This is a genomic window from Pseudomonas baetica (assembly GCF_002813455.1).
Taxonomy (GTDB): Bacteria; Pseudomonadota; Gammaproteobacteria; order Pseudomonadales; family Pseudomonadaceae; genus Aquipseudomonas; species Aquipseudomonas baetica.
Map to the genome: position 1 here is coordinate 3187765 of NZ_PHHE01000001.1, position 21398 is coordinate 3209162.

Sequence of the window (21398 nt, forward strand, 5' to 3'; positions counted from 1 at the left end):
ATTTAGAGGTTGCCGACTTTCTGCCAGACCTTGGGCTTGAAGAACAGGGTTTCACCCTTGGCCAGGCCCGTCAGGCTGTCGTGGTCTTTCACCACTTCGGCCTCGATCAGATCCGTCTGCCCTTCCACCTTCAACGTCACCCGCGTGGTCGCACCCAGCGGCCGGATATCGCGGACTTCGGCGGCGTGATGATCCTCCAGTTCATGCCGCGACAGCGACACTTCATGCGGACGGAACAACACGTGTTTGTCACCGCCCAGGTGCAGACGGTTCGAATCACCAAGGAAGTGATAAACGAAATCACTGGCCGGGTTTTCGTAGACGTCACCCGGTGAGCCGATCTGCTCGATCACGCCCTTGTTCATCACCACGATACGGTCGGCCACTTCCATCGCTTCTTCCTGGTCGTGGGTCACGAAGACCGAGGTCAGGTTGATGTCTTCGTGCAGACGCGCGAGCCAGCGGCGCAGCTCTTTACGCACCTTGGCGTCGAGGGCGCCGAAGGGTTCGTCGAGCAACAGCACTTTCGGTTCCACCGCCAGGGCGCGTGCGAGGGCAATCCGCTGGCGCTGACCACCGGACAACTGCTCCGGGTAGCGATCCGACAGCCAGTCCAGTTGCACCATGTTCAGCAGTTCGTGAACCTTGGTCGCGATCTGGCTTTCAGTCGGGCGCTGGTTTTTCGGTTTCATGCGCAGGCCGAACGCGACGTTGTCGAACACCGTCATGTGCCGGAACAAGGCGTAGTGCTGGAACACGAAACCGACGTTGCGATCACGTACGTCGTGGCCGGAAACGTCTTCACCGTGAAAAACGATGTTGCCCTGATCCGGGGTTTCCAGACCGGCAATAATGCGCAGCAAGGTGGTTTTGCCGCAGCCGGACGGACCGAGCAACGCGACCAGTTCACCGCTGTGGATGTCCAGGCTGATGTTGTCCAGCGCCTTGAACGCATTGAAATTCTTGCTGACGTTACGCACTTCGATCGACATGAATTATTCCTCCGCGGCGCTGGCGCGCAGGCGGTTGATACGGTTTTCGCTCCACTGCTTGGCCAGCAGGATGAAGAGCGCCAGGATCAGCAACAGGCTCGCCACGGCGAACGCGGCCACGTGGTTGTATTCGTTGTAGAGGATCTCGACGTGCAGCGGCAAGGTGTTGGTCACCCCGCGAATGTGCCCGGAGACCACCGACACCGCACCGAACTCACCCATGGCCCGCGCGGTACACAGCACCACGCCATAGATCAGGCCCCATTTGATGTTGGGGACGGTGACGTGCCAGAACATCTGCCAGCCATTGGCGCCGAGCAGGCGCGCGGCTTCCTCTTCCTGAGTGCCTTGCTCCTGCATCAGCGGAATCAGCTCGCGGGCCACGAATGGCACGGTGACGAAAATCGTCGCCAGCACGATGCCCGGCAGGGCGAAGACGATCTGAATGTCGTGCTCCTGCAACCACGGCCCGAACAGGCCCTGGGCGCCGAACATCAGCACGTAGACCAGACCGGCGATCACCGGCGACACCGAGAACGGCAGGTCGATCAGCGTCACCAGCATGCTCTTGCCACGGAACGAGTATTTGCTCACGCACCACGCCGCGCTGACGCCGAACACCAGGTTCAGCGGCACGGAAATCAGTACGGCGAACACGGTGAGCTTCAGTGCCGACAGCGCATCCGGTTCGAAGATCGCGGTAAAGAAAGCGCCGAGACCGTTCTTCAAGCCCTGCGATACCACGATGAACAGCGGCAGCAGCAGAAACAGGAAAAAGATCAGCCAGCCGAGACCGATCAGAATGCGCCGCGATGTGGCACTGCCACGCCGCGCAGCGTTGGCCGAGGAAGCGGCCGCAATAGACGATTGGGACATGTTCGCGCCTCCTTATGGGGTTTCGATGCGCCGCTGCAGCAAGTTGATCAGCAGCAACAGGACGAATGAAACCACCAGCATCAGCACGCCGATGGCAGTGGCGCCGGTGTAATCATACTGGTCGAGTTTGACCATGATCAGCAGCGGCAGGATCTCGGTTTTCATCGGCATGTTGCCGGCGATGAAAATCACCGAACCGTACTCGCCAACACCACGGGCAAACGCCAGAGCAAAACCGGTCAGCCACGCAGGCAACAGCGCCGGCACCAGAATGTGGCGGAACACTTGCCACGGATTGGCACCGAGGCAGGCCGCGGCTTCTTCGACTTCACGAGGGATATCGGCCAGCACCGGTTGCACCGTGCGCACCACGAACGGCAGCGTGACGAAGGTCAGCGCCAAGGTGATACCCAGCGGGGTGTAGGCAATCTTGAAGCCCAGGTCGGCGGCAAACTGCCCGACCAGGCCGGCCGGCGCGTACAGCGCGGTCAAGGCGATACCGGCCACCGCCGTCGGCAGGGCGAACGGCAGATCGATCATTGCGTCGATGACCTTGCGCCCCGGGAAGGTGTAGCGCACCAGCACCCAGGCCAGCAGCGTGCCGATGATGCCGTTGATGATCGCGGCACACAGCGCGGTGCCGAAGCTCAGCTTCAGTGCGGCCAATACGCGCGGCGCGGAGATGATCGTCCAGAACTGATCCCAGGTGAGCTGCGAGGCGTGAATGAACATCGCCGCCAGCGGGATTAGCACAATCAGGCTGAGGTACACCAAGGTGTAACCCAGCGTCAGCCCGAAGCCGGGTATGACGGGGGAGATACGACGCGACATAAAAGTCCTTGGTTAAAAACGCATCAATGTGGGAGCGAGCCTGCTCGCGAAGAGGGAGTATCAGTCAACATCCCTGTCGCCTGAAATACCGCCTTCGCGAGCAGGCTCGCTCCCACATGTGGTGTGCCTAAACAGTAGGCTCGTTGTGGGTCAGATTACTGCGCCTGATAGATCTGGTCGAACACGCCACCGTCATTGAAGAATTTCGGCTGCGCGGTTTTCCAGCCGCCGAAGTCCTTGTCGATGGTCACCAGCTCCAGTTTCGGGAACTGCTGGGCATACTTGGCGGCCACGTCCTTGTCACGTGGACGATAGAAGTTTTTCGCGGCGATTTCCTGGCCGGCCGGGCTGTACAGATGCTTGAGATAGGCCTCGGCGATCTGCTCGTTGCCTTTCTTCTCGGCGTTCTTGTCGACCACGGCCACCGGTGGTTCGGCGAGGATCGACAGCGAAGGTACGACGATGTCGAACTTGTCCGCGCCGCCATCTTCTTTCAGCGCCAGGAACGCTTCGTTTTCCCAGGCCAGCAACACGTCACCCTGACCGTTGTTGACGAAGGTGATGGTCGAGCCACGAGCGCCGGTGTCGAGAATAGGCACATGCTTGAAGAGGGTCTGCACGTATTCCTTGGCTTTGGCTTCGTCACCGCCGTTGGCTTTCAGACCGTAGGCCCATGCGGCGAGGAAGTTCCAGCGCGCACCGCCGGAAGTTTTCGGGTTAGGCGTAATCACCGAGACGTCGTTCTTGACCAGATCACCCCAGTCCTTGATGCCTTTCGGGTTGCCCTTGCGCACCAGGAACACGATGGTCGAGGTGTACGGCGTGCTCGCTTCCGGCAGACGCTTCTGCCAGTCGGCCGGCAGGGTCTTGCCGAGTTTGGCAATTTCGTCGATGTCACCGGCCAGGGCCAGAGTCACCACGTCGGCACGCAGGCCGTCGATCACCGCACGACCCTGTTTGCCCGAACCACCATGGGATTGCTGGATTTTCACGGTGTCGCCAGCATGGTCCTTCTGCCAGAACTTGATGAATTCGGCGTTGTAGTCCTGATACAGCTCGCGTGTCGGGTCATACGAGACGTTGAGCAGTTCGTAATCCTTGGCAACCGCGGAACCGGCAAACACAGCACTGGCCAGCGCGGCCAAAGCGTAACGGCGAATCGACGACATGGTGAAAGCTCCTGGAATTCTGGGTGGTGGCTTTTTCTTATGTACTGCTGGAATCGGGTTCCGCTGAAAGATCGCCGCCTTCGCCAGCTCCTGCACACAGCCCCCTGTAGGAGCTGCCGAAGGCTGCGATCTTTTGATCTTCAATTCAGCTCGGCTTGTTGCCAGGCTGCTGCAAACGGAATTTCTCTTTGCGTTCGATCTGGACGACTTGAGCGTTGTGGACAGTGATCTCCACTGCGCCGAACCGCAGATCGCGCAGGGCGCTCTGGATTTCACGCAAGATCGTGGTTTCGTCCTGACCGTCAACGCTGCGAAGGGATGCGCTCATGGTGCTGCTCCTTTGAATGGAATATGCCTGGCAGTGGGCGGCACTGCGTTCGGCGTGGGAGCAATATAAGAGAGGCTTGGATATTCTTAAAAAGACTATTTAAGAATGTTTATATAACTAGAAAACTGATCGTTCCCACGCTTGGCGTGGGAATGCATCCTGCGACGCTCTGCGTTGCGGTTTTGGTGAAGACGCAGAGCGTCCCGGGCGGTATTCCCACGCCGAGCGTGGGAACAGGATTGGCCAGTGGTTTAGCCGATAACGGGCGCGTACGCCCAATCCAGATCCAGCGCCGGCAACGGCCGTCCAAACCAGTAGCCCTGCCCCAGATCGCATTCCTGCTCCAGCAGAAACCTTGCCTGCTCAGCCTGCTCAATCCCCTCGGCATGCACCTGCATGCCCATGCTTCGCGCCAGCGCGATGATCACCCGGACGATCGCCGCGTCATCCTCGTCCCACGGCAACCCGGCGACGAAACCCTGATCGATCTTGAGCTTCTGCACCGGCAAGCGCTTGAGCCGCAGCAACGACGAATAGCCGGTGCCGAAATCGTCGATGGCCAGGCGAATGCCCAACTCACGCAAGCGATGCATCTGTTCCAGCGCCACCTCCGGATCGTCCATCACCGCGCTTTCGGTGACTTCCAGCTCCAGATAGGCCGGATCCAGCCCGGTGTCGCGCAGCACCTGGGCCACTTGCTGATACAACTCGCGCCGGGCGAAAAGCCGCGACGACACATTCACCGCGACAAACGACAGCCCCCTTCCTGCCTGCTGCCACTGGCACATTTGCCGGCAGGCCTGCTGCATTACCCAGGCATCGATTTCGGCGATCAACCCGGTGCGCTCGGCGATTGGAATGAACTCGGCCGGCGACACCAGACCGCGCTGCGGATGCTGCCAGCGCACCAGGGCTTCGACGCCGATCAGGCGACCGGTTTGCAGCTCGTGGACCGGTTGGTAGAAAACCCGCAACTCCTGTTGCTCCAGCGCACGGCGCAATTCGAAAGCAATCTCGACCCGTTGCTGGGCATGCGCGGCAAGTTCTTCGGTGTACAGCGCGTAACCATTGCGCCCGCTGCTCTTGGCCTTGAACAGCGCCGCATCGGCATTGCGCAACAATTGATCGGCGCTCAGTGCATCGCTGGGAAACAGGCTGATGCCGATGCTGGCGTTGATAAACAGCTGATTACTGTCGAAACAGAACGGCTCCTTGAGCGCGTCGAAAATGCGCTGGGCCAGTGCCGCCGCCTGCCCGGGCTGTGGACAACTTTCCGCCAGCACCGCGAACTCGTCGCCGCCAAGCCGCGCCAGCGTGATACCGGCGCCGAACAGCGCCTGCAAGCGCGCCGCCACAGCTTTGAGCAAACGGTCGCCGACGTTATGCCCGAGGCTGTCGTTGATCATCTTGAAGTGATCCAGATCGAGCAGCAGCAGCGCGCAGCCGCGTTTGTGGGCCTGCGCCGAAGCCAGGGCCTGCTCGGCGCGGTCGCTGAACAGCAGGCGATTGGGCAGATCGGTCAGCGGATCGTGGTGGGCGAGGTGCTTGAGCTCGTGCTCGGAATGCTTGATCGCACTGATGTCGGAAAACACCGCCACGTAATGACTGACCTGGCCCTGATCATCGTGGATGACACGGATGGTTTGCCACTGTGGATAAATCTCGCCACTTTTGCGGCGGTTCCAGATCTCGCCGCTCCATTCGCCCTGACTTTCCAGCGTCGCGAACATCGCCTGATAGAAGCCCGGCGGATGATGGCCGGACTTGAACAGGCTGGGTCGCTGACCGAGAACCTCTTCACGCAAATAACCGGTGATCTCGATGAACGCGCGGTTCACATGCACGATCAGGCCCTGACGATCAGTGACCAGCACCCCTTCGCGGGTGCAATCGAACACGGCCGCGGCCTGGCGCAGTCGCTCACGGTCGGCGTGGCGCTCGCGCAGACGCGCACCGATGCCGAGAAACTCGCATAACCGCGCCCGCGCCAAAAAGATCAGTCCGGCGCTGACCGCCGCAATGACATAACCGTTGATCAGTTGCCATCGCGCCACATCGGCGGAGTTATCGAAGAAACTGTTTAATAAATAACCAGTACCTTGCAGCCAGACTGCCGCAAGCACGAGATAGAGCAGCGCTGCACGCAAGGCATCGCGATAAGTGGCAGACATTCGGCCGTCCATGTCCCTACAAAAAGGTTGGAATTATAGGGCAAGAAACATCCAGCGACTCTTATCTGAAAGGGCGACTGGTTTTATCTGTGTGCTTGGTGATAATGCAACGGCTGTTTTTATCTTTATCGAGGGCCCTATAGCCTATGTGGTACGAAGGTTTTCTTGGCTTGTCGGCCTGGTCACTGGTCGCAGTCACCCTGCTGATGACCCACGTGACAATTGTCGCCGTCACGGTCTATCTGCACCGTTACTCGGCCCATCGCTCGCTGGAGCTGCACGCCGGCCTGAAACACTTTTTTCGTTTCTGGCTGTGGCTGACCACGGCGCAGAACACCCGCGAGTGGACGGCCATCCACCGTAAACACCACGCCAAATGCGAAACCGAGGACGACCCGCACAGCCCGGTCATCAAGGGTTTGTCCACGGTCCTGCGCAAAGGCGCCGAACTGTATCGCGCCGAAGCCGAGAACCCGGAAACCCTGCGCATCTACGGCAAAAATTGCCCGGAAGACTGGATCGAGCGCAACCTCTACAGCCGCTACCCTCTGCTGGGCGTGGCGATCATGGGCGTTATCGACCTGCTGCTGTTCGGCACCATCGGCATCACCATCTGGGCGATCCAGATGATGTGGATCCCGGTATGGGCCGCCGGCGTGGTCAACGGCCTGGGGCATGCCGTCGGTTATCGCAACTTCGAATGCCGCGACGCAGCAACCAATCTGGTGCCGTGGGGCATTCTGATCGGTGGCGAAGAACTGCATAACAACCATCACACCTACCCTAACTCGGCCAAACTGTCGGTGAAGAAGTGGGAGTTCGACCTCGGTTGGGCCTGGATCAAAGTCTTCAGCTTCCTGCGTCTGGCCAAGGTGCAGCGTGTAGCGCCGATTGCCCACCGCGTCGAAGGCAAAGGCAATCTGGACATGGACACCGCTATGGCGATTCTCAACAATCGCTTCCAGATCATGGCCCAGTACCGCAAGTTGGTCATCGGCCCGCTGGTCAAGCAGGAGCTGGCCAAGGTCGATCACTCGGTGCGTCACCAGTTCCACCGGGCCAAACGTCTGCTGTCGCGGGAAACCAGCCTGCTGGAAGATCGTCATCACGCACGCATCCAGAGCATGCTCGAACACAGTCAGGCGCTGAAGGTCATTTACGAAAAACGCCTGGCCCTGCAGCAGATCTGGGTCAAGACCAGCTCAAATGGCCACGACATGCTCGCTGCCATCAAGGAATGGATTCACGAGGCTGAGGCCAGCGGCATCCAGTCCCTGCGCGAATTCGCCGACCAGTTGAAAACCTACTCGCTGCGTCCTGCGGCAGTCTGAGACCGTTGATCGGTGTGCCCGGAATGCCGGGCGCACCTTTCGGAACTAAGCACTAAATCCCCTATCTCAAAGACACTTCGCCATCCCGGCGGGCTGTACTGTGGCCGTGGTTGAAATGCGGCACGCCCTTTGAGAACTGTGCCGATGGTCAATAACAACCAAAAAGACTCATCCCTCCCGCAGTGGCCCGAGGCCGCGCAAACCCTGATGGCGCTGATGCACGCCCAAGGCGAAGTCGCACGCCTTAGCGAACGCGAGCAACTGTTCAGCTCGCTTTTGGTCAGCGTCAACGCTGTGCTCTGGGCCTTTAACTGGGAAACCCGTCAGGTGCTGTACGTCAGCCCGGCCTATGAAAGGATTTTCGGACGATCCGCAGGCCTTCTGCTGGCCGACCACAACCAGTGGCGCGACAGCATCTACCCGGACGATCTGGACTACGCCGAACGCAGCCTCGCCGAAGTGCTGCGCAAAGGTGCGGTGGAAGATCGCGAATACCGGATCATCGCCGCCGACGGCCAAGTGCGCTGGCTCAGCGACAAATGCTTCATCAATCGTCAGGACGAACCCGGCCAACCGGTAATCATCGTCGGCATCGCCGAGGACATCACCGACAAAAAGCAGATGGAAACCGAGCTGCAACGCCTGGCCACCACCGATGTGCTGACCCAGAGCAGCAACCGTCGACACTTTTTCGAATGCGCCCACCGCGAATTCGAAGAGGCGCGCCTGCAAGGCGCGCCATTGGCTTTCCTGCTGCTGGATATCGATGACTTCAAAGTGATCAACGACAGCTACGGTCATCCCCAGGGCGACAACGTGCTGCAACAGATCGCCGAGTGCGGCCGCAGCTCGTTACGTCGGGGCGATCTTTTCGGGCGTATTGGCGGCGAGGAATTTGCCGCAGTATTTCCAGGCTGCGCGCCGGACATGGCCATGCAAGTAGCCGAGCGCCTGCAACAACAGATTCAACGCTTGAGCTTCAGCCATGACGGTCAGACTTTCGGCATCACCGTGAGCCAGGGCCTGACCAGCCTCACGGCACAAGACGAAAGCCTCGACAGCCTGTTCGCCCGGGCGGATGCGGCGATGTATGAGGCCAAGCGGCAGGGCAAGAACCGGATTATCTCTGGCTGAATACGGATTTCAGACTCAACAAATGACCCTGTGGGAGCGAGCCTGCTCGCGAAAGCGTCCTGTCAGACAAAACAGTATTGAATGACACACCGCATTCGCGAGCAGGCTCGCTCCCACATTGGAAAATTGCCGACTCTGCTACTTACGCATCCGCATCAACTCCGGCAACCCGATCTTGAGCAGCCGTGCCGTGCGACTCTTCGCCAGTTCCTCAATACCCTCATGCTCGGTCAGGCGCGCCATTTGCGCCGCCATGTTCATCACCAGCGCCTCGCGGGAATACACCCCACCGCCGAGCTGGTAGACCGAGGCAATCAACTCGCGCAGCTCCAGCGGCAAACGCCAGCGAGTGCGCAGCGCCGAACCGTAGGCCGCACCGAATTCGGCTAGCGCGTCGCCGACCTCTTCCCATTCATCCAGCTCACCACCGGCCTGCTTCCACTCCTGCAAGCAACGCAGCAATGCCAGATCACCCAGCCGATGCAACATGCCTGCGCAATAACAGCGCTCCTGATCCAGATCGAGCAGACGCGCCAGGGTGCGCGCGTACTCAGCGGTATGCAGTGACAGCCCCCAATAACGCTCGGCGTAGTCCGCCAGACACGGGTCACTGAGTCTGGCGCTGCGCTTGAGCGCCAACCCCAGAATCAGATTCATGCTCTGCCCGGTACCGAGCCGATGCAGCGCCTGCGCGAGCGTCTGGACTGCCGTGCCATGGTGCTGCGCGGCACTATTGGCGGCGGCGATCAACACGGCGGTGATCTGTGGATCGGTTTTTATCTCATCTTCCAGCAACTTCAGATCCAGCCCGCCGGGATTGAGGCTGCGTTTGACCGCCACCTGCACATCGGTCATCAACGGCGCGCCGTCAGCCTGCTCGCGGCGCCGCTCAAGGAACACCGACAAGGTCATGCCCGGCGCCAGCGCAGGTACTTCACACAACACTTGTTCCCCGGCATTGAGCAGCAACCCCTGCAAGCGCTCGGTCAGGCTTTCCATGTTCAACGGTTTGGTCAGGTACGCCGTCGGCGCCAACGGCAGGGCTTCACGCACACTGGCGCTGTCGTTGCGAGTGCTCATCAGAATGAATGGCAGCGGCGGATTGCGTTTGCGCTGACGCACGCTGCGAAGTACGTTCAGCCCATCGGTGCCGGGCAATTCCCAGTCAACGATCGCCAGGTCATAAGGCACGTCGCGCAGCATGTCCAAGGCCTGCTGGCCATCGACACACAGATCCACACGCGCATCGCAACGCACGTTCAGCAACACTTGTTTGAGCAGGTCTCGAGACCATGGATCAGCCTCGGCAATCAGCACTCGGGGTACGGCGGGTAAATCAACGGCAGTCATGCGCGCTCTCCCTTGCAATGCCTGAACCTTAGCCAATGCTGGCCATTCGATACAGCACTAAACCCAAGGATGTGATTCAAGAGGCGAAAAAAAACCCGCCGAAGCGGGTTTTTTGTCTATCCGATCACACGGTGCCCGGCCTTACAGCTCCGAGAAGCACTCTTCGATGATCGCCAGACCTTTGTCCAGTTGCTCGTCCGGCGAGGTCAGCGGTACGAGTACGCGCAGAACGTTGCCGTAAGTGCCGCAGGACAGCAGGATCAGGCCCTTGTCGCGAGCCTTGGCGACAACGGACGCGACAGCGGCAGCGTTCGGCTTGTGGCTGTCGCCGTTTTCGAACAGCTCGACGGCGATCATTGCACCCAAGGCGCGGACTTCGCCGATGACCGGGTACTTGGCCTGGATGGCTTTGAGGCCAGTGACCAGACGCTCGCCGACAGCCTTGCAGCGATCCAGCAGTTTTTCTTCTTCGAACACTTCCATCACGGCCAGGGCCGCGGCGCAAGCGATCGGGCTACCGGCGTAGGTGCCGCCCAGGCCGCCTGGTGCGATGGCGTCCATGTATTCAGCCTTGCCACACACACCGGCCAGCGGGAAACCGCCCGCAATGGATTTGGCGAAGGTGGTCAGGTCGGCAGCAACGCCCATCTGTTCCATGGCGAAGAAGGTGCCGGTACGGCCAGCGCCGGTCTGCACTTCGTCAGCGATCAGCAGGATGCCGTGCTGGTCGCACAGGGCACGCAGACGCTTCATGAACTCCTTCGGCGCGACGTAGAAACCACCTTCACCCTGAACAGGCTCGATGATGATCGCGGCGATGTCTTTCGGCTCGGCGTCGTTCTTGAAGATGCGTTCGATCGAAGCGATCGAATCATCGATGCTCACACCGTGCAGTTCGTTCGGGTACAGCGCGCGGAAGATGCCGCCTGGCATCAGGCCCATACCGGCCGAATAAGGCACGACTTTACCGGTCAGACCCAAGGTCATCATGGTGCGACCGTGGTAAGCGCCGGTGAAGGCGATCACTCCAGCGCGGCCAGTGGCGGCACGGGCGATTTTCACGGCGTTTTCTACAGCTTCGGAACCGGTGGTGACCAGCAGGGTTTTTTTGTCGAAATTGCCTGGCACCTTGGCGTTGATTTTTTCGCACAGCTCGACGTAAGGCTCGTAAGCCAGCACCTGGAAGCAGGTGTGGGTCAGCTTGTTCAGCTGTTCGGTCACGGCAGCAATGATTTTCGGGTGCACGTGACCGGTGTTCAGCACAGCGATACCGCCGGCGAAGTCGATGAATTCACGACCTTCAACGTCAGTCACGGTCGCGTTCTTCGCGGACTCGGCGAAGATCGGGTGAATCTGGCCAACACCACGGGGTACAGCAGCGGTACGGCGGGCCATCAGTTCAGCGTTAGTCTTGCTCATTACAGTCCTCATTCGCCGCTCATCGGGCGGCGTGGTTCAAGGATTAAGCGGGAGGAAGCGACGGTGGCAGCATGCGATGATCGACTGCCACGGCGTTCCCGGCCGCAGAGAAAATTCCGGTTTGAAACGACGCAAAGGGACAGCGCTCTCGTGCCCTTTGCGTTTGCAGCGATCCCTTTCCCGGCTTAGATGCCCAGGCAGAGGTATTTGATTTCCAGGTAATCTTCGATGCCGTACTTGGAGCCTTCACGGCCCAGGCCCGACGCCTTGATGCCGCCGAACGGCGCGACTTCGTTGGAGATCAGCCCGGTGTTGACGCCAACCATGCCGTATTCCAGGGCTTCCGCCACACGGAACACACGGCCCAGGTCACGAGCGTAGAAGTACGAGGCCAGACCGAACTCGGTGTCGTTGGACATCGCGATCACTTCAGCTTCGTCTTTGAAACGGAACAGTGGGGCCAGCGGGCCAAAGGTTTCTTCCTTGGCCACGGCTGCGTTTTTCGGCACGTTGGTCAGGATGGTCGGCTCAAAGAAGTTACCTTCCATTGCCTTGCCGCCCGCCAGCACAGTGGCGCCTTTGGCCACGGCGTCAGCGATGTGTTCTTGTACCTTGGCCACGGCTTTTTCATCGATCAGCGGGCCCGTGGTGGTGCCGTCTTCCAGACCGTTGCCGATCTTCAACTTGGCCACTGCCACTTTCAGCTTCTCGGCGAATGCGTCATAGACCGAATCCTGAATGTACAGACGGTTGGCGCAGACGCAGGTCTGGCCATTGTTGCGGTACTTGGAAATGATCGCGCCTTCAACGGCCTTATCCAGATCCGCGTCGTCGAACACGATGAACGGCGCGTTGCCGCCCAGTTCCAGCGAGACTTTCTTGATGTCCTTGGCGCATTCGGCCATCAGCTGACGACCGATTTCGGTCGAACCGGTGAAGGACAGCTTGCGCACGATCGGGTTGCTGGTCAGCTCGCTGCCGATGTCGCCGGCGCTGCCGGAAACAACGCTGAACACACCGGCAGGAATGCCGGCACGCTGGGCCAGCTCAGCCAGTGCGAATGCGGAAAATGGCGTTTGCGAAGCAGGCTTGAGCACCATGGTGCAACCGGCAGCCAGCGCCGGGCCGGCCTTACGGGTGATCATCGCCGCCGGGAAGTTCCACGGGGTAATGGCCGCGGTCACACCGATTGGCTGCTTGATCACGATCAGACGCTTGTCCGGCTGGTGGCCCGGAATCACGTCACCGTAAATGCGCTTGGCTTCTTCGGCGAACCACTCGATGAACGAAGCGGCGTAAACGATTTCGCCCTTGGCTTCGGCCAGCGGCTTGCCCTGCTCGAGAGTCATCAGGCGCGCGAGGTCGTCCTGGTTCTCGATCATCAGTTCGAACCAGCGACGCAGCTTGCCGGCACGCTCTTTGGCGGTCAGTGCACGCCAGGCCGGCAGCGCTTTGTCAGCGGCTTCGATGGCACGGCGGGTTTCGGCCGCGCCCATCTTCGGCACGGTGCCGAGGATTTCGCCAGTGGCCGGGTTGTTGACCTTGATCGTCTGACCGTTGTCCGCATCGACCCAAGCGCCATCAATGAAGGCTTGCTGGCGGAACAACTGGGTGTCTTTAAGCTGCATGTCGGCTTTCCTTAACAGCACCGCGGCCTGCGCGGAGCAAATTATGATTGTAGAAAGGCGCCTCGCAAGGCTGCCGTCAGGGAAATCAGTGACCGGGTGAGGCGCATAAGACAGTGCACGACTCGAAACACCTGCGCTTCAACACCCCATCAACGAGCGTTTGAAATCTCAAACGGATCCTAGGAGCAAAGGGGTTAAAGGACAATAGGGCGTTCGAAAAAAAGAACAAAAACGGCGTGTTTGTGGAAATTTTCAGATCAACGAGCAAAAAGCCCCCGCCGCAGGAAAACCGTAGAACAGCCCCGCGAAAGCGCCAAGCGAGGGTTTTGCAGGACGTTACCGTTTTATGGAATGCAGCGGACTTATCCCGACACGCGCACTGACAATACGCCCCAAAACCCAGCATGGACGCCCCGAGCCGACCTAGGTATGATGTCGCCCGCTGCACCAGTAGCTCAGCTGGATAGAGTACTGCCCTCCGAAGGCAGGGGTCGTGGGTTCGAATCCCGCCTGGTGCACCACGAATAGAAATGAAAAAGCCCCGGACTGTGATGGTCCGGGGCTTTTTTGTGGGCGTTGGTTTTTTCTGGCAAATGATTACGCAAGGCTTGGACAGATGGGGCAGTTGTCAACTTAGAGTTGACAACTGCCCCAGTCGACGGATTAAACGTCATCTATGGAATCTTCGGCATTTGCCGCCCATGACTGAAGCTTCTACCTTACTCTGCGATTCTTGCGATTGCGCTACGAGATGCCGGTCGGGAAAAACTAGCAATCGCATACGAAACTCAAAAACCAAGTAGGTGATATGACCAAAATGTGGATGATCCGTGGCGAGTCTGGTCGCCTGTACGATGATTTCCGTGAGCGCGGCGTGGTCGCAATCGGATGGTCACAGCTCGCACCGCTGGCGAAGCCCGGCATGTCGCGCAAGGAAGTCACTCGCCTCTATCAAGACATTGAGCCCAACATCAAACCCGGCACAGCCATATCAGGTGCATCGCAGGTTTGGCGCTTTATCAATGAAATTCAGCCCGGCGATTGGGTCGTTACTTACTCTCCCGCCAACCGCACCTATCTCGTCGGCAAGATCACCGGTGATTTCAAACATAACCCTGATTTGGCCGACCTCGGCATGTCACTGACACGACCAGTGCAGTGGATCGATCAAGAAGTCGACCGCGACAGTCTCACCTCGGCGAGCAAAAACAGTCTCGGCTCAACACTTACGGTATTCGTCGTTCCAGACTTCGCACTGCAAGAACTAAAAGCGATGGCAGCTGGAAACAAGCCTCCTGCGCTACCGCCAGTTGAAGAAGAATATCCGGATAGCGATCCGCTGGCAGGTATGGAAAGTCTGGCGCTTGAACGTATCAAGGATTTGATCAGCGCCCTGCCGTGGGACGATATGCAGGACCTTGTCGCCGGGATTTTGCGAGCGATGGGTTACAAGACACAGGTTTCTCCAGCCGGCCCTGATCGCGGCAAAGACATCATCGCTTCGCCGGATGGTTTCGGATTCGAGAATCCACGAATCATCGTCGAAGTTAAGCACCGCAAAGAGCAGATGGGCAGTCAGCAGATCCGCAGCTTTCTTGGTGGACGGCATAAGGATGATCGGGGGCTCTATGTCAGTACTGGTGGTTTCAGCAAGGACGCTTACTACGAAGCTGAGCGAGCCAACGTGCCGCTGACGCTTTGGACGCTGGATAACCTGGTGCGCGCGTTGATTGAACATTACGGGCAGACGGATTCGGAGACCAAGCGGTTGATACCGCTAAAGATGACGTACCTGCCTGTTGCTGTCTGACACGCTGATGTTCTAACTCTCGAACGATACCCGACCAGAGTTTCCAAACTGGGCAACCATCAAGTAAATCTTGACGGTTCGAGCCTCGTACTTGAGTCGGGTCAGGTAGCTTCTTGGGTAGTTTCTGAGGTGGTTTCTTGGGTAGTTTCTTGGGTAGCCCCAAGAAACTCGACCGTTGTTTTTCTAGCATCACTGTCCGACCACCCCCAGCACTCAGTAGTTTGACGGTGGTGGAGCTCCACGGTTAACCGTCACTCCGTCGTCCAGTCAAACTCGTCATAATCCTCGTCTTCGTCTTCGTCTTCCTCTTCATCCCCAACCTCCTCAAAAACGTCGTCCTCATCTACAACGTCTTCTTCCTGCTGGCTCAGCAGAAACTCCTTACGCGCTTCAGTAATCGCGCGCCGCATGTCCTCACCCTTTTGCGGGCAATTGAGGAGTTGGGCGATGCGGTCGATTTTTGGTGCCACGGTGTTCTCCAGCGATTCAGCTATGGCCCGATAGTGCGCGTTTTTGCGGGGCAATGCCAAATGGCTGGGCGAACAGGCGGTCAGTTCTTCTGGATTTTTTCCAGTAGGGCATCAAGGTCGGCGTTCGGGTAGCGTTTGTGCAGGTTGTTGAACAGTGCATCGGCCGCTTGCGATTGGCCGGACTCGCGCAGACGCAGGACTTCGCGCAGTTGGGCGTCGAGGCCGTTGGCCGGGGCGGCAGCGCGTTGGCTGGATTGGGCTTCGTCGACGAGGATGGCTTTGCTCTGCATTGGCGCGGTCATGTCCACTATCGGCGCGGGGCCGGAAAAGGCGCCAGCAGGAGCAGCGAATGCTTCCGGTGCTTGTTCGCGCGCCATGGGTGCGGCGGGTTTCGCAGCCGGGGCATAGTCGAATTGCGGCTGCGGCTCGGGGGCGCGTTGCACCAGCGAGAGCATCAGTGCGACGCCGACGAGGCTGGCGAAGGCGACTTGCCAGCGCGGTTTGCGGCAGGTGTCGAGCCAGCGTTGCCACAGGCTTGATTTGCGCACATGCGCTTCGCGGTGAGCAGCGTTGAGGATGAACGCATCAAGGTGCGCCGGCGGTTCAGCATTGTGCTGTTCGCGCACATGTTTGATCACAGGATCTTCGGGTGTCTGGCGGGCGTCAGTCATGTCAGTACCTCCTCTGCCAGCAGCCGACGCAGTTTTTGCTGGGCGTAGCGCAAGCGGCTTTTGACGGTTTCCAGCGGCGTGTCGGTAAGGCTGGCGATTTGTGCCAGGTCGAGGTCGCCGTGGGCGCGCAGCAGGAACACTTCGCGCTGGTCGGCGGGCAGGGTTTGCAGGGCGGTTTCCAGGCGCTGACTGTTGCGGCTGAGGCTCAGCAACTGTTCGGGATCGGTCGCCTCGTCGCTGACAGCGTGCGCTTGTTCGTCGTAACTGTCGTGCAGCGGTTGATGGGCGCCGTGCTTGCGCCAGTGGTCGATCAGGCGGTTGCGGGCAATCTGGAACAGCCATGTACGAAAGGTCGCCCGGCCTTGTGGCTGACTGGCGCTGCGGATCAGGCTCAGCCAGGTTTCCTGGAAGACTTCGTCGGCCATTTCCGCTTTGCCGCTCAAACCGAGCAGAAATCGATAAAGGCCCTGACGATGACGGGCGTACAAGGTCTCGAACGCCGCGCCGTCGCCCTCGCGATAACGCGCCAGCAGCGATTCATCGCTGCTGGCGGCCGGGCTGTCGGGCGACGCAAACAGCTGACTGATGAAGCCTTTCAGACGACTCACTATTCAATCCGTCGCTCAGTGGCCAGTGCATTCGATGCGGTTGAGGTGCGCAGGCTCTGCGCCAGTTCGACCAGTTGCACAAACTCGTTACGCAGGCCAAAACGATCATCGCCCCGCGCGCCACGGGCCAGCGCTTCGGTGTCTTTCAAGCTGAAGTCGCCGGTATAGCGAGCGTCCTTGAGTTGCTGGGAAAACGCAGCGACGGCGGCGGCAAAGCGCAAATCCTCGCTGGCCGTTGCGACTTGATTGGCAATCGGCCGCTCGATCAGCAGACTTTTCCCACCTTCGGGCTGTTGATAACGCACACGCAGCATCGCCAATTCCCCGTTCTTTTCGGCAACAGCCGCACTCGATTTGCCGTAGCGCAGCGCTTCCAGCCAGCCCTTCTCGCCTGCCGGAACAATTTCATACAGTGCGGTCACCGTGTGTCCTGCGCCGATTTCGCCGGCATCGACTTTGTCATTGCTGAAGTCCTCACGCTTGAGCGCACGGTTTTCGTAGCCGAGCAGGCGATATTCGCTGACCTGCGCCGGGTTGAATTCCACCTGCAATTTGACGTTTTTCGCCACCACGGTGAGGGTCGAGCCGAGTTGATCGACCAAGACTTTGCGCGCCTCGCGCAGGTTGTCGATGTAGGCGTAATTGCCATCGCCGGCATCGGCCAGTTGTTCCATCAAGTGTTCATTGTAGTTATCCACACCAAAACCCAGGGTGGTCAGGGAAATACCGGTTTTACGTTTATCCACAGCCATTTGTTTAAGGCTGTCGAAGTCGCTGACGCCGACGTTGAAGTCGCCGTCGGTGGCCAGGAGGATACGGTTGATGCCTTTGGGGATAAACGCCTGTTGGGCCATTTGATAGGCCAGTTCGATGCCCGAGGCGCCAGCGGTCGAGCCGCCTGCGGTCAATTGCTCGATGGCGGTACGAATCCTGGCTTTTTCCCGTCCGGAAGTCGGCTCCAGCACCACGCGCGATTCGCCCGCATACGCCACCAGCGACACGCGATCCTGATCACGCAACTGATCAACCAACAACTTCAGTGTGCTTTTGACCATCGGCAGCCCTTCGCGGCGATCCATCGAGCCGGATACGTCCACCAGAAACACCAGATTGGCCGGAGGCAGTTCGGCCACAGCGCGGTCGGAAGCCTTGATGCCGATACGCAGCAGCCGCGTATGCGGGTTCCACGGTGAAACCGCCAGTTCGGTGGTCACGCCAAACGGCGAGCCGTCGCTGGGCAATGCGTAGTCATAGGGGAAGTAATTGACCATTTCCTCCAGCCGCACCGCACCTTCCGGCGGCAGGCGTCCCTGATTCAGCAGGCGGCGGACATTGGCGTAAGCGCCGGTGTCGACGTCGGCGCTGAAGGTCGAAACCGGCGTTTCGGCGACGCTGTGGATGGGGTTGTCGACCAGCGCTTGATATTGCTCGCGCTGCTCGTCGCGATAGCCTTGTGGATAACTTTCACCCGCGGGCATCGCTGCGTAACTGGCAAGCAGAGCCGGGCGAACACTGCGCTTGGCCATCGCACTGTCGGCCAGAACCGCCTCATGTTGAACCGTAGTCTGGGCCGGCGCGGGGACAGCCACGGATTCCGGATTGGACGAAACACCGCAACCGGCGATGGCCAACAGCACGCCGACCGCAGCAGGTCGCAGAAAAGGCAGGGAACGGCACATGGGGGCTGACCTCGGGATGAAATTGATCATTCATCCACTGAGACGGGCAGCCCTTTCAGATCGGGTTAAACGCGCTGAAAAAAATTTCAGCGGTGATAACGTCGCACCGCGCTGCTGTTGCGCAGCACATGGCCTTTGATTTTTTCCATCAGCTCGGCGCGGGTCAGACCGGCCGGCAATGCGTCCGGCGCCAGATCCAGTGCGTAGATCTGGATGATGTAGTGGTGCGCGCTGTCACCCACCGGTGGGCACGGCCCCATGTAATGGGTGTTGCCCTTGCTGTTGGTGCCGCCAATGCCTTCGAAGGCGGATTTGGCGCCGACACCGGCCGCAATCTGGTGAGTCGTGGCTTTGATGCCGTAGTGAATCCAGTGATCGACGCCCAGACCTTTCTGCCCATCCGGGTCGTGCATGACAATTGCGTAGCTCTGGGTACCGGTTGGGCCGGCGTTCCAGCTCAGGGCCGGCGACTGGTTCTTGCCGCCGCAACCGGCCGCATCGCTGGCCGCTGCCGAGGTGAACAGACGGTTATCGGACACGCCAGGAATGCTGAGGGTGAAACGCTCCTGGGCCTGCGCCGGAAACTGCACGCAAAGGGCAACGGCAGCGGCCGCCAGCCAAGGGTTGAGAGAGGTCAATCGGGTCATTCCGGGAGCACCTTGTGCAGTGAGGCCGTCGTCGGCTTGCAAACTATAGCTGTACCGTTCGTGCCTTGGCAGTGGCAATTGGCTGAACCTCGCACTGTTGCGCCAACATCGGTCTGTTTGGCAGAAACGGTGTGGTGGTCGCCGCCGTGGCCTGCGAAGAAGTGCGGGCCATGGCGATACTGGCCGAGCGAATGAAACAGCCGCTACCGATCACAGGGGCCTGACAGTTGATTCGCGAAGTCAGGTCATCCGGTTGACCGGCTCACGGTTACCTGATCGTTCCCACGCTCCTGCGCGGGAACGCAGCCCGTGACGCTTCGCGTCACTGGACGCAGAGCGTCCCTAGAGGCATTCCCACGCGGAGCGTGGGAACGATCGAAAAGCATGCGCGGGCTTCAATCCATTTACCGGGGCATAGGCTCGCGATTCTCATCATCCTCAGCATGCAAAAAGATCACTCGCGGGTGCTCCAGCGGTGCCAGGGGTGGCGGCAATTCACCCTGCTGCACCGGCCAGAAATGCGTCACCACATTACTGATGTCGCCTTCCTGATCGTTGTGAATGGTCATCACCCCCGGGGTGCGTAGCTTCTGCAAGCGGTCATCGCAGAGTTTGAAACTCTTGCTCAGGCCCTCATCATCGACCACCGGCGCCGGCAGTCGGCGCTGGGCGAAGCTGCGGCTTTTGCGGTGCTGGTAACGTGCCCAGGCGATGAGGATCAACGCATTGACCACCGCCACCCACAGATAAATCTGCAAGGTGCCAAGCACATCAAACGCTGCGCGATCGATCCGCGCCACACCCTCAAGGGGTTCGATCAGTGGCCACAAGCCTCGCACCAACAGATACAGCACACCAACCCAGGCGATAACGGTGAAGATCACATCGATCACGACCAGAAACGGCCGTTGGCGAGTCCGGATGATTCTCATTTGATGACCTCCTCTTCGTCGTCCCCGATCGGCTTGATGCCACGGTCAGGGCTGACCCAGCGCGCACGCTTCTGATGTTGGCCAAACAGCACCTTGGGAAAACTGACCAGCGTGGTCAGCAGGCTGACGAACCAGAACGCAATCGGATACCAGACCACCCAGAACATGGTCTTGCCCAACCCCGGCTCGTAGCGCCGGTCAATGATGATGCTGACGGCAAACTGCACCAGGCAGACAAACGCCAGCAACAACCCGGTAAACGCCGGCGGCATCAGGTGATCCACCGCGATGGCTTCCGGCATGACCACAAACTTGCCGACGCCCCAGAAGATCACCGACAACAGGAAAGTGAAGGCCCAACCGGTCGACAGGCAATACTCGAACAGCAGCGGCCACAGGTATCGATGGCGGTACTGCCAGATCCCGCGAATGTTTTTGAACAGCACCTCGGCGCCGCCCTGCGCCCAGCGCAGGCGCTGCTTCCACAGCCCACCGAGGGTTTCCGGCATGAGGATCCAGCACAGCGCGCGCGGCTCGTAGAAGATGCTCCAGTGATCGAGTTGCAGCTTCCAGCTGATGTCGATGTCTTCGGTGATCATGTCCGGGCTCCAATAGCCGACCCGGTGCAGTGCCGTGCGACGGAATGCGACGATCACGCCCGACACCGTGAAGATCCGCCCGAACACCCGTTGCGTGCGTTTGATCAGACCGATGATCGACGAGAACTCACCGACCTGCACCCGCCCGACCAGTGTCGAGCGCGTACGAATCCGTGGGTTGCCGGTCACCGCGCCCAATCGCGCATTGTCGAGCATCGGCGCGACCAGATAGGCCGCGGTGTTCGGCGCCAGCAGCGCATCACCGTCGATACACACCAGATACTCACTGCGTGCCGCGATGGCGCCCATGCGCAGGGCGACTGCCTTGCCCTGGTTTTCCGCCAGGTGCAGCACCCGCAGCCGTGGGTCTTCCTTGGCCAGCCTGTCGAGCACTTCGGCGGTGTTGTCCTTGGAGCCGTCGTTGATCGCGATGACTTCGATGTTCGGGTAATGCTGCGCCAGCGCCGCATGGATAGTGTCGGCAGCGTTGTCGCCCTCGTTGTAGCAAGGGATCAGGATCGAGATCAACGGCTCGCCCGCCAACGGCGGCGGCAGGGTGTCGTCCTTCCATGGCCAGTGGCGTTCCCAGTGCAGCCAGAAATACAGGCCACCGGCAATCCACAACCCGGACATGAACAACGGGTAGAAGAACACGAAGTCCATCAGGAACTGGCCGGTAACGAGGAAAATCAGTCCCAGCGGCACGCCGAGGACGAGCGCCAGAACAAGCAGGGCTAACAGTCTATCCAGCAT

The 21398-nt window shown here is 59.7% G+C and carries 19 protein-coding genes and 1 tRNA gene; 4 read left to right on the forward strand and 16 right to left on the reverse strand.

Annotated elements, in window-relative coordinates:
• Positions 1-2 precede the first annotated feature (2 nt).
• From ATI02_RS14490 to dibA, 6 genes are all read right to left on the reverse strand, one after another.
• Positions 3-992 carry a sulfate/molybdate ABC transporter ATP-binding protein gene (locus ATI02_RS14490; protein WP_095191638.1) on the reverse strand — a complete coding sequence of 330 codons (990 nt, stop codon included), beginning with the start codon at positions 990-992 and terminating at the stop codon, positions 3-5.
• A gap of 3 nt (positions 993-995) precedes the next feature.
• A complete protein-coding gene (gene cysW / locus ATI02_RS14495; RefSeq protein WP_095191637.1) occupies positions 996-1868 on the reverse strand; it encodes a sulfate ABC transporter permease subunit CysW in 873 nt (290 codons plus the stop codon).
• 12 nt (positions 1869-1880) lie between these two features.
• On the reverse strand, positions 1881-2699 hold the full coding sequence (gene cysT / locus ATI02_RS14500) for a sulfate ABC transporter permease subunit CysT (RefSeq protein ID WP_100846624.1): 819 nt from the start codon (positions 2697-2699) through the stop codon (positions 1881-1883).
• A 155-nt stretch (positions 2700-2854) separates the two neighbouring features.
• Positions 2855-3868, reverse strand: coding sequence for a sulfate ABC transporter substrate-binding protein (locus ATI02_RS14505; protein ID WP_034151823.1), 1014 nt, complete (start codon positions 3866-3868; stop codon positions 2855-2857).
• A 145-nt stretch (positions 3869-4013) separates the two neighbouring features.
• Positions 4014-4196 carry a sulfur starvation response protein OscA gene (oscA, locus tag ATI02_RS14510; protein ID WP_003220508.1) on the reverse strand — a complete coding sequence of 61 codons (183 nt, stop codon included), beginning with the start codon at positions 4194-4196 and terminating at the stop codon, positions 4014-4016.
• Between the two features lie 251 nt (positions 4197-4447).
• The gene (gene dibA, locus ATI02_RS14515; RefSeq protein WP_100846625.1) at positions 4448-6367 is read right to left on the reverse strand and encodes a phosphodiesterase DibA; all 1920 of its coding nucleotides are present in this window, start codon (positions 6365-6367) and stop codon (positions 4448-4450) included.
• 146 nt (positions 6368-6513) lie between these two features.
• Between dibA and desA the strand changes: the two genes are divergently transcribed.
• Complete coding sequence (desA, locus tag ATI02_RS14520) at positions 6514-7698, forward strand: delta-9 fatty acid desaturase DesA (RefSeq protein WP_095191634.1); 1185 nt, start codon at positions 6514-6516, stop codon at positions 7696-7698.
• Positions 7699-7842: 144 nt separating this feature from the next.
• A complete protein-coding gene (locus ATI02_RS14525; RefSeq protein WP_095191633.1) occupies positions 7843-8832 on the forward strand; it encodes a GGDEF domain-containing protein in 990 nt (329 codons plus the stop codon).
• Between the two features lie 138 nt (positions 8833-8970).
• Here ATI02_RS14525 and ATI02_RS14530 read toward each other — a convergent pair whose 3' ends face one another.
• The 3 genes from ATI02_RS14530 to gabD form a co-directional block, all read right to left on the reverse strand.
• Entirely contained in the window at positions 8971-10182 is a 1212-nt protein-coding gene (locus ATI02_RS14530) for a response regulator (RefSeq protein ID WP_100846626.1), read from the reverse strand.
• A gap of 141 nt (positions 10183-10323) precedes the next feature.
• Positions 10324-11601: a 4-aminobutyrate--2-oxoglutarate transaminase gene (gene gabT, locus ATI02_RS14535; protein ID WP_100846627.1), complete on the reverse strand. Its 1278-nt coding sequence runs from the start codon at positions 11599-11601 to the stop codon at positions 10324-10326.
• 185 nt (positions 11602-11786) lie between these two features.
• Positions 11787-13229 carry an NADP-dependent succinate-semialdehyde dehydrogenase gene (gabD, locus tag ATI02_RS14540; RefSeq protein WP_095191630.1) on the reverse strand — a complete coding sequence of 481 codons (1443 nt, stop codon included), beginning with the start codon at positions 13227-13229 and terminating at the stop codon, positions 11787-11789.
• 444 nt (positions 13230-13673) lie between these two features.
• On the opposite strand from gabD, the gene ATI02_RS14545 reads away from it, so the two are divergent.
• Positions 13674-13750 (forward strand) — tRNA-Arg (locus ATI02_RS14545).
• 287 nt (positions 13751-14037) lie between these two features.
• Positions 14038-15039, forward strand: a complete 1002-nt coding sequence (locus ATI02_RS14550; protein WP_095190397.1) for a restriction endonuclease — start codon at positions 14038-14040, stop codon at positions 15037-15039.
• A gap of 251 nt (positions 15040-15290) precedes the next feature.
• On the opposite strand, the gene ATI02_RS14555 is transcribed toward ATI02_RS14550, so the two are convergent.
• From ATI02_RS14555 to pgaC, 7 genes are all read right to left on the reverse strand, one after another.
• Positions 15291-15569 carry a hypothetical protein gene (locus tag ATI02_RS14555; RefSeq protein ID WP_192886495.1) on the reverse strand — a complete coding sequence of 93 codons (279 nt, stop codon included), beginning with the start codon at positions 15567-15569 and terminating at the stop codon, positions 15291-15293.
• 20 nt (positions 15570-15589) lie between these two features.
• Positions 15590-16180, reverse strand: a complete 591-nt coding sequence (locus ATI02_RS14560; RefSeq protein ID WP_095190395.1) for a hypothetical protein — start codon at positions 16178-16180, stop codon at positions 15590-15592.
• Positions 16177-16758: an RNA polymerase sigma factor gene (locus ATI02_RS14565; protein WP_238156163.1), complete on the reverse strand. Its 582-nt coding sequence runs from the start codon at positions 16756-16758 to the stop codon at positions 16177-16179. Before ATI02_RS14565 ends, ATI02_RS14560 begins: the two co-directional genes overlap by 4 nt.
• Positions 16759-16787: 29 nt before the next feature.
• Positions 16788-18467, reverse strand: a complete 1680-nt coding sequence (locus ATI02_RS14570) for a vWA domain-containing protein (RefSeq protein ID WP_100846629.1) — start codon at positions 18465-18467, stop codon at positions 16788-16790.
• Between the two features lie 86 nt (positions 18468-18553).
• Complete coding sequence (locus tag ATI02_RS14575) at positions 18554-19114, reverse strand: YbhB/YbcL family Raf kinase inhibitor-like protein (protein WP_100846630.1); 561 nt, start codon at positions 19112-19114, stop codon at positions 18554-18556.
• Between the two features lie 404 nt (positions 19115-19518).
• Complete coding sequence (pgaD, locus tag ATI02_RS14580) at positions 19519-20046, reverse strand: poly-beta-1,6-N-acetyl-D-glucosamine biosynthesis protein PgaD (protein WP_100846631.1); 528 nt, start codon at positions 20044-20046, stop codon at positions 19519-19521.
• Positions 20043-21398: a poly-beta-1,6-N-acetyl-D-glucosamine synthase gene (gene pgaC / locus ATI02_RS14585; RefSeq protein WP_095190390.1), complete on the reverse strand. Its 1356-nt coding sequence runs from the start codon at positions 21396-21398 to the stop codon at positions 20043-20045. The genes pgaD and pgaC overlap by 4 nt, the downstream gene beginning before the upstream one ends.